Below are 7,339 nucleotides of genomic sequence, written 5' to 3'. Positions count from 1 at the left end.
ATACTGCGTTGCTCGTCTCGCTCGTCCCCTCATGAACCTTAAGTTCTATTCGGGTCTTCGCTCGACTTCGCGCCTTGTCTGGCAAGCGTTTTCAAGCCAAGCTGGGCAAACTCCTATCTCATGACTACAAACCTTAAAAAGACTGTAGACAAAGTGAAAAAGTACTTTGTCTACAGTCTGGGGTATCCAAGTTTATTGGATACCCTTCATTCACTTCACATTCCGGTCAAGAAAATGTAAAAGCTTCGTTCTATATAAATCACCGGCCATTGCGTAAGATTCGCCGTGATTGGCTTTATCGACAAGGAAAATTTCCGCATCGCTTGCTGTATGTTCGTAAAGGTCTTCTGCCATTTCAGTCGGCACAAAAGTATCGCTTTTTCCATGGACATAAAAAATTGGTACAGTCGTTTTCTCCACTTGCTTCATAGCGTCCGCTTCTCTGAACGAATAACCGGCCTTTATTTTTGTCAATCCACTCGTACTATCAAGCAGCGGAAACGCCGGCAAATGGAACATCCGGTTCATTTGATAGGAAAACAGCCTATATACCGAAGCATAGGGACTGTCAGCAACAATCGCTTTTACTTGAAGAGGTAGCTCCTCTTCTCCGCTCGCCATCAACACCGTGGCTGCACCCATAGAAAGACCATGATAGACAACTTTTGTGTCTGGGCCTAAACGATCTACTAACAGTTTCGTCCAGTCAATCAAATCCAATCGATCCGGCCAACCAAATCCATAATAATCGCCTTCACTTTTCCCATGGCCCCTCGCATCCGGCAGAAACAAACTGTAGCCCAACTCTTCATAATAATATTGACCGAAGAGCCCCATTTGCTTTGCATGGCCCAAATAGCCATGCGGCAAAATGACAAGTTTATCTGTCGGTTTTTTTGCCGATAAATAATAGCCCGATAACTCCAAGCCGTCCCGTGAAGTCAAATGAAGTTGTTCAAATTTCTGAGTTGAGACCCATTTTTTCCAATCTCCATTCAAATATAACTCCATCGTTTCTTCTGCAACTTCCAAATCCGCATTATTTTGCAAGAACTCTTTCGGCCCCCGCTTGACGGAAATTTCATAGAAAAAGAAACTGCCTGCAACTTGTATCACCATAAAAACAACTGAAAAAAGAATCAACAGCTTCTTCCAATTTATTTTAATTGTATTCAATTCCTTTCAACCAATCTCACTAAAGGCTAAATGCCTATTCTATTATACAAGAAAAATGGTTGAGGTAGAATACAAAAAACGGAAATTCTATGCATAGTTTATGGACACGATCAGATACTACGAGGAAGAAGATATTCACGCGGAACTGATCTTTTTTAACGATAAAAAAAGAAGTCGACCGATTACCGGCCGACTTTTTTTATTCACTTCATAGTCTTAGAGGTCTAATTAGTGCATTCTTGCAGGAGATTGGTGCATAACATCAAAACATTGATGCATTTCTACTGAAATAGGTGCGAAATCTCCTATCAACGGTGAATAGATCCTCAAAAACTTAGTCTCAATCTACTTACTCTTGCAAGTCTTCAATTGAATCGATGTCCATATATTCAGGTACGACAAGTCCGATTTTAACACCTTCCATACTAATGCCCAAGTCTTCGAATTTCCCTTCAAACTTGGATGCGTATGTTTCATGCGTTACAGGCAGCCATGCTGCAAGTGATGCATCTGCACTGCCATCAGCGATTGCTGTCCAAAGCGGACCTGCTTCAACCTGTGTCAATGTTACATCATATCCCATATCTTCAAGAACTAATTTCATAACGTTATGGCTTGCAATTTCACTGTCCCATGCAACGTAAACAAGGTTGATTTTATCGCCATCCACTTTATCTACACCATCGGTCCATTCAGCCACTTTATCCTCATTTGCATCAATCCAATTTTGAGCTGCTACCTCTTCTTTTTCTCCATCTTGGATTGCAACCATGATGTCACCCATATCTTGTTCTTCCCATTTGAAGTTGGATAGAATTTGGTGTGCCTCTGGAAGATCTTCAGCAAGCCCTGTTCTTGCGATTGTATGGATTTGCTCCTCACCGCCGTAAACGCCTTTCGGGTCATCCAAATATTTCAGATCAAATTTCGCAAACTTCCAGTGCGGTGTCCAGCCTGTCACGATGATCGGCTCTTCTTTGTCATATGCTTTTTTCAAAGCAGCGGTCATCGCAGCACCTGATCCAGTTGTAAGATCCCATTTATCTAATCCATACTCATTAATCGCTTCTTCAGTCGCCTCCATAATGCCAGCGCCAGGATCGATTCCAGTAATTTTATAATCCACAGACTCGCCGACTGATTTTGTCGAGCTACCGTCCGTTTTTCCTGTATCTTTATCTCCGTCATCATTTCCACAAGCAGCTAACCCAACGGATAGTAGTGCAACTGCTCCTATGCTTAACAATTTCTTTTTCATGTTCATTTTGCAATTCCCCCTTGTTTTTTCTTGCCTGCATGCTGCGTAATTCTGTCTAAGATGATTGCGACGATTACAATGGAGAGGCCTGTTTCAAAGCCGACACCTGTTTTCAGTTGGGTAACCGCCTTATACACTTGCTCGCCAAGACCCGGAGCCCCAACCATTGAAGCAATTACGACCATGGATAAAGAAAGCATAATGCTTTGGTTGACCCCGGCCATAATAGTCGGCTTGGCAAGTGGTATTTGCACTTTAATGAGCCGTTGCCACGTTGTCGAACCGAATGCTTCAGTCGCTTCAATCAAATCCTTTGGAACTTGTTCAATACCTAACATTGTTAATCTAATTGTCGGTGGCATAGAGAAAATAACCGACGCTACAACACCTGGAACGACCCCGATGTTGAAGAAGAAGATTGCTGGCAATAAGTAAACGAATGCAGGCATCGTTTGCATCAAATCCAAAATAGGACTGATCACTTTTTTCACTGACGGTTGCTGAGACCCCCATATGCCTAATGGAATCCCAATAACGAGTGCAATGACGACTGAAGTAATGACGAGAGCCAACATTTGCAGCATTGGATGCCAGTACCCCAAATAATCTATGAACAACAACCCGATCAGTGTAAAGAGTGCTATTTTGCGCGATGAAATAAGCCATGCCAACAATGCAAAAAGCACGGCAAGCACAATGGATGGTACCATATCCAACAACTCAACAGAACCTTCAACAGTTCCTTTCAAAAATCCTGAAATGCCATCGAACACTGAGCCGAAGCTGCTGACTAGCCAATCAATTCCCGTGTCAATCCAATCAGCAAACGGTAAACGTGGTAGCAATTCATTCATTGTGCACTCACCCCGCTTTCTTCCAATTCCACAACATCAATTCCCGGAACGGAAGCGGTGTCATCAAGTTGTTCACCATTATTAATAAATTGTCCATCGCCTGATAAAGCACCAATCAATGCGCCACGGATAATGATTCCCATCAAACGATCTCTCTCATCGACAACTGCAACAGGAATTGCCGTCGTCGACACTACATCAAACAAATCAGTTAAAACCGTATCTGCGGATGTCTTCGGAATGTCCAAAGTAAGAACTTCTTCCAATGACTTCCCTGATTCTGCAGCAGCCGATGCATCTTGTGCAGTTACGGCACCTAATAACCGGTTTCCTTTGTCTACAACATAAATAGAAGAAATCCGCAATCTCTTCATGAGGCGTAATGCTACCCGAGGTCCACGGTCAAGCTGTACAGTGTCTGCTTTTTTCACGATATGGCCTGCCGTTAGCACTTTCGACAAATCGACATCTTCTACAAATCGTTCTACATACTCGTTGGAAGGACTCATTAAAATCTCTTCCGGCGTTCCGATTTGGACAATGTCGCCATCTTTCATCAGTGCGATTCGATCCCCGATTCGCAACGCTTCATCTAAATCATGGGTAATAAATATAATCGTTTTCCCCATATCATGATGCAATTGCAACAATTCATCTTGCATATCTTTTCTAATCAATGGATCGAGCGCACTAAATGCCTCATCCATCAATAAAATATCGGGCCCGTTCGCAAGCGCTCTTGCTAACCCAACACGTTGTTGCATGCCTCCGCTTAATTGGCCGGGATATTGGTCTTCGTAACCTGCAAGGCCGACTAATCTCAATGACTCGCGTGCCTTCTCTTGACGTTCCGCCTTCGCAATCCCTTGGATTTCAAGACCGTATTCGGTATTCTCCAAGATTGTCTTATGCGGGAAAAGGGCAAAGTTTTGGAATACCATACCGATCTTTTTCCGTCTCACTTCACGAAGCTGCTCCTTATTCATCGTTACAATATCTTCGCCATCTAAGCGGATTGAGCCCGTCGTTGGGTCAATCAACCGATTCAACATGCGGACTAATGTCGACTTCCCACTTCCTGAAAGCCCCATAATGACAAAAATTTCACCATCATACACTTCGAAATTTGCATCTTTTACCCCGACTGTAGCGCCAGTCGCCTTCAAAATTTCCTGCTTTGTCTTGCCTTCCTTTAGCAACTGAGCCGCACGTTTGCTATGTTTACCAAAAATCTTACTTGTATTCTTCACTTCAATTTTAATCTTAGGATTATGATCCTCCATGTGTACACTCCTTCATTTTCTTAACCCTAACCTGTAAATTCACATCCTTACACTTTTCTTTGCTCACTCAATTTGCCCAATTCCTAACCAAATCAAGTAGGATCTTTTTAATAGGGTACTAAAACCTACGTTTATTAGTATAACGTAATGAGATTGTAATACAACCGTTTTTACAAAATAAATTGTTTGTACAGAAAAAACCGTACAAATCGATAAATTTCATTGCAATATGAAAATGGGTATAATACGCTTAGGCAAGTGACCGGTAAACACCGGGGCCCATACTTAATTCAGCCGGGGTTTCATTCCAATAAATCATTGACCATCTTTGATTCTGCCGCTAAGATGAAGACGTCCGCTGAATGAAGTTAATTTGAAGAAAGTAGTGGAGGGAACCTTCTATGGACGGTAAAGAAAAACTTGATAAGGCTCGCGAGCGAATCATCGAAACCATCGCGCAAAATATGCACCTATACGGCCTGACCCCTTCAGCTGGCAGACAGTACGGGACGATGTTCTTTCATAATAGACCGCTCACTTTGGATGATATGACAGAGGAACTTGGAATGAGCAAAACGAGTATGAGCACTTCTGTTAGAGCGCTGACTGATTTGAAATTAGTAGAACGCGCCTGGATACGCGGTGTCCGCAAAGATTTATATCAAGTGAGGGACGATTGGTATCAAAACTTCATCGATTTGTTTTCTATTAAATGGCGCCGTTCCATTTCACTCTATTCAGCGGCAATTAGAAAGTCTTTAAACGAGCTACAGAGATTGGAACAGGACCCTACTATAGACGATGAACTGAAAGAAGAAATTGCTATCGACATTGAAAAGCTCATTTATATTCGCGATTACTACGAATGGCTCGACCGCTTAGTCGATGCATTTGAGGATCATGAGATTTTTGATCTCGTCCCACGAAAAGATGAATCTAAAAACGAATAACCGATAGAAAATGAACACGTCATCAATTGGCGTGTTTTTTTGTTGAGGTCGGTCGCACGTCAAATAACCGTCAAGCTTACTCGCGACCATCAATTTACGCTTTCTTCACAAAACTCTCTATGTTTAAATGATAATAAAGAATCTCTAACCAAGAGAGGAGCGTCATTTCAACATGAACAGCAATCTATCAGCCCTTTTTCCATCAATTCAATTCTTTGACTGTTTACCAGAAGACTCACCTTCAGATGAATACATTTTTGAAAATAACAGTGACGGCTATTGGTTTCGAATAAAGAAAAGCGAGGTAACAAATCGGGATTATAATTTATTATCATCTTTATTCACCGAAGTGACTCCCTGTGCCACAAATGGGTCTATTTCCTCTCAATGGCTGCAGTTTCTGGAAGGGAAAGGTGCTGCACCGATTAAAAATGGTGAAAAAGTTCGGGTGATTCAACTTTTATTCGAAGCGAACAACGGAAAAAGAACAGACTTGTTAGAAGCATTCACCGCTTTTTTCGACACAGGGTTCCATTTTATACATATATCCCCAAGACAATCCTTGATTATTGAGTATGAAGCCGATTCTTCCACAGCCTTTCTACTGCGCGTTCATCTGTTCTATGCTGATCTGAAATAACGACTTAGCTCGTACATATTTCCCATTCAATCTCACTTGCAGCCCATTTAATCAATCTGCCCCTCTTATCAGCTATAAAAACGAACGCTCCTTCAATGCAGAGAAAGCTCCCATAAAAGGCAAATTAAATAAGACGTGATATAGTAAATACGTATATCATCAATCAAAAATGGAGGTCATCATAATGGTCAAAAACCTACAAGATACAACGACTTTACACAATGGTATAAAAATGCCTTGGCTCGGATTAGGTGTTTTCAAAGTTGAAGACGGTGCTGAAGCTGTCAATGCCGTTAAGGATGCTATCGTAAACGGATACCGCAGCATTGATACAGCTGCAGTTTATCAAAATGAAAAAGGCGTTGGCCAAGGGATTCGAGAAGGTCTTGAAGCAACTGGGCTTAAACGAGAAGATTTATTTGTCACTTCAAAAGTTTGGAATTCCGACTTAGGATACGAATCCACACTCGGGGCCTATGAAGCAAGCCTACAAAAGCTTGGCTTGGATTATTTGGACTTGTATTTGATCCATTGGCCAGTTGAAGGAAAATACAAAGACGCTTGGCGAGCGCTTGAAAAGCTTTACAATGACGGAAAAGTAAGAGCCATCGGCGTCAGCAATTTCCATATTCACCACCTTGAAGATCTGATGAAAGACGCAGAAATCAAACCGATGGTCGACCAAGTTGAATACCATCCGAATTTGACGCAAAAAGAACTTCACGCTTTCTGTAAAGAACAAGGAATCCAGCTTGAAGCTTGGTCACCGCTTATGCAAGGCAAACTTTTGGATCACCCTGTGCTATCGGAAATCGCAGATCGCCATAATAAAACGACTGCACAAGTTATCATCCGCTGGGACCTGCAAAATGGCGTTGTGACAATTCCAAAATCCATTAAAGAAGAGCGAATCAAATCAAACAGCGATGTTTTTGATTTTGAACTATCCAACGAAGAAATGGAAAAAATCGATAACTTGAATCAAAACCTCCGTTGCGGTCCAGATCCGGATAACTTTGATTTTTAATTTAAATACTTAAGATAAGCGAATGAGAACTTTTTGGTTCTCATTTCAGACTGTAGACAAACACCAGGAATTTTTGGTGTTTGCCTACAGTCTTTTTTCTTTTAAAATAGAAGTAATACTAGAAAAGTTGATTTCCACTGCGGTCGGACGC

7 protein-coding genes are annotated in these 7,339 nt (G+C 41.8%); 3 read left to right on the top strand and 4 right to left on the bottom strand.

Annotated elements, in window-relative coordinates; translation table 11 throughout:
* Window positions 1-210 precede the first annotated feature (210 nt).
* The 4 genes from WFH04_RS17790 to WFH04_RS17775 all read right to left on the bottom strand — a co-directional run bounded on the left by WFH04_RS17790 (window position 211) and on the right by WFH04_RS17775 (window position 4,571).
* Window positions 211-1,176, bottom strand: coding sequence for an alpha/beta hydrolase (locus WFH04_RS17790; RefSeq protein ID WP_336825615.1), 966 nt, complete (start codon window positions 1,174-1,176; stop codon window positions 211-213).
* Window positions 1,177-1,525: 349 nt separating this feature from the next.
* Window positions 1,526-2,434, bottom strand: a complete 909-nt coding sequence (locus tag WFH04_RS17785) for a glycine betaine ABC transporter substrate-binding protein (protein ID WP_336825617.1) — start codon at window positions 2,432-2,434, stop codon at window positions 1,526-1,528.
* A gap of 2 nt (window positions 2,435-2,436) precedes the next feature.
* On the bottom strand, window positions 2,437-3,288 hold the full coding sequence (locus WFH04_RS17780; RefSeq protein ID WP_336825613.1) for an ABC transporter permease: 852 nt from the start codon (window positions 3,286-3,288) through the stop codon (window positions 2,437-2,439).
* Window positions 3,285-4,571 (bottom strand): quaternary amine ABC transporter ATP-binding protein, encoded by a 1,287-nt coding sequence (locus WFH04_RS17775; RefSeq protein WP_336825611.1) that lies wholly within the window; start codon window positions 4,569-4,571, stop codon window positions 3,285-3,287. The genes WFH04_RS17780 and WFH04_RS17775 overlap by 4 nt, the downstream gene beginning before the upstream one ends.
* Window positions 4,572-4,972: 401 nt before the next feature.
* Here WFH04_RS17775 and WFH04_RS17770 point away from each other — a divergent pair, with 401 nt between their 5' ends.
* The 3 genes from WFH04_RS17770 (at window position 4,973) to WFH04_RS17760 (ending at window position 7,188) form a co-directional block, all read left to right on the top strand.
* Complete coding sequence (locus tag WFH04_RS17770) at window positions 4,973-5,521, top strand: GbsR/MarR family transcriptional regulator (protein WP_336825609.1); 549 nt, start codon at window positions 4,973-4,975, stop codon at window positions 5,519-5,521.
* A gap of 172 nt (window positions 5,522-5,693) precedes the next feature.
* On the top strand, window positions 5,694-6,161 hold the full coding sequence (locus WFH04_RS17765) for a hypothetical protein (protein ID WP_336825607.1): 468 nt from the start codon (window positions 5,694-5,696) through the stop codon (window positions 6,159-6,161).
* A gap of 184 nt (window positions 6,162-6,345) precedes the next feature.
* Window positions 6,346-7,188, top strand: coding sequence for an aldo/keto reductase (locus WFH04_RS17760; protein WP_336825605.1), 843 nt, complete (start codon window positions 6,346-6,348; stop codon window positions 7,186-7,188).
* Window positions 7,189-7,339: the final 151 nt, after the last annotated feature.

It is taken from the genome of Sporosarcina sp. USHLN248, from assembly GCF_037144575.1.
GTDB classification, from domain to species: Bacteria; Bacillota; Bacilli; order Bacillales_A; family Planococcaceae; genus Sporosarcina; species Sporosarcina contaminans.
This window is presented reverse-complemented; position numbering and strand designations above follow the sequence as displayed.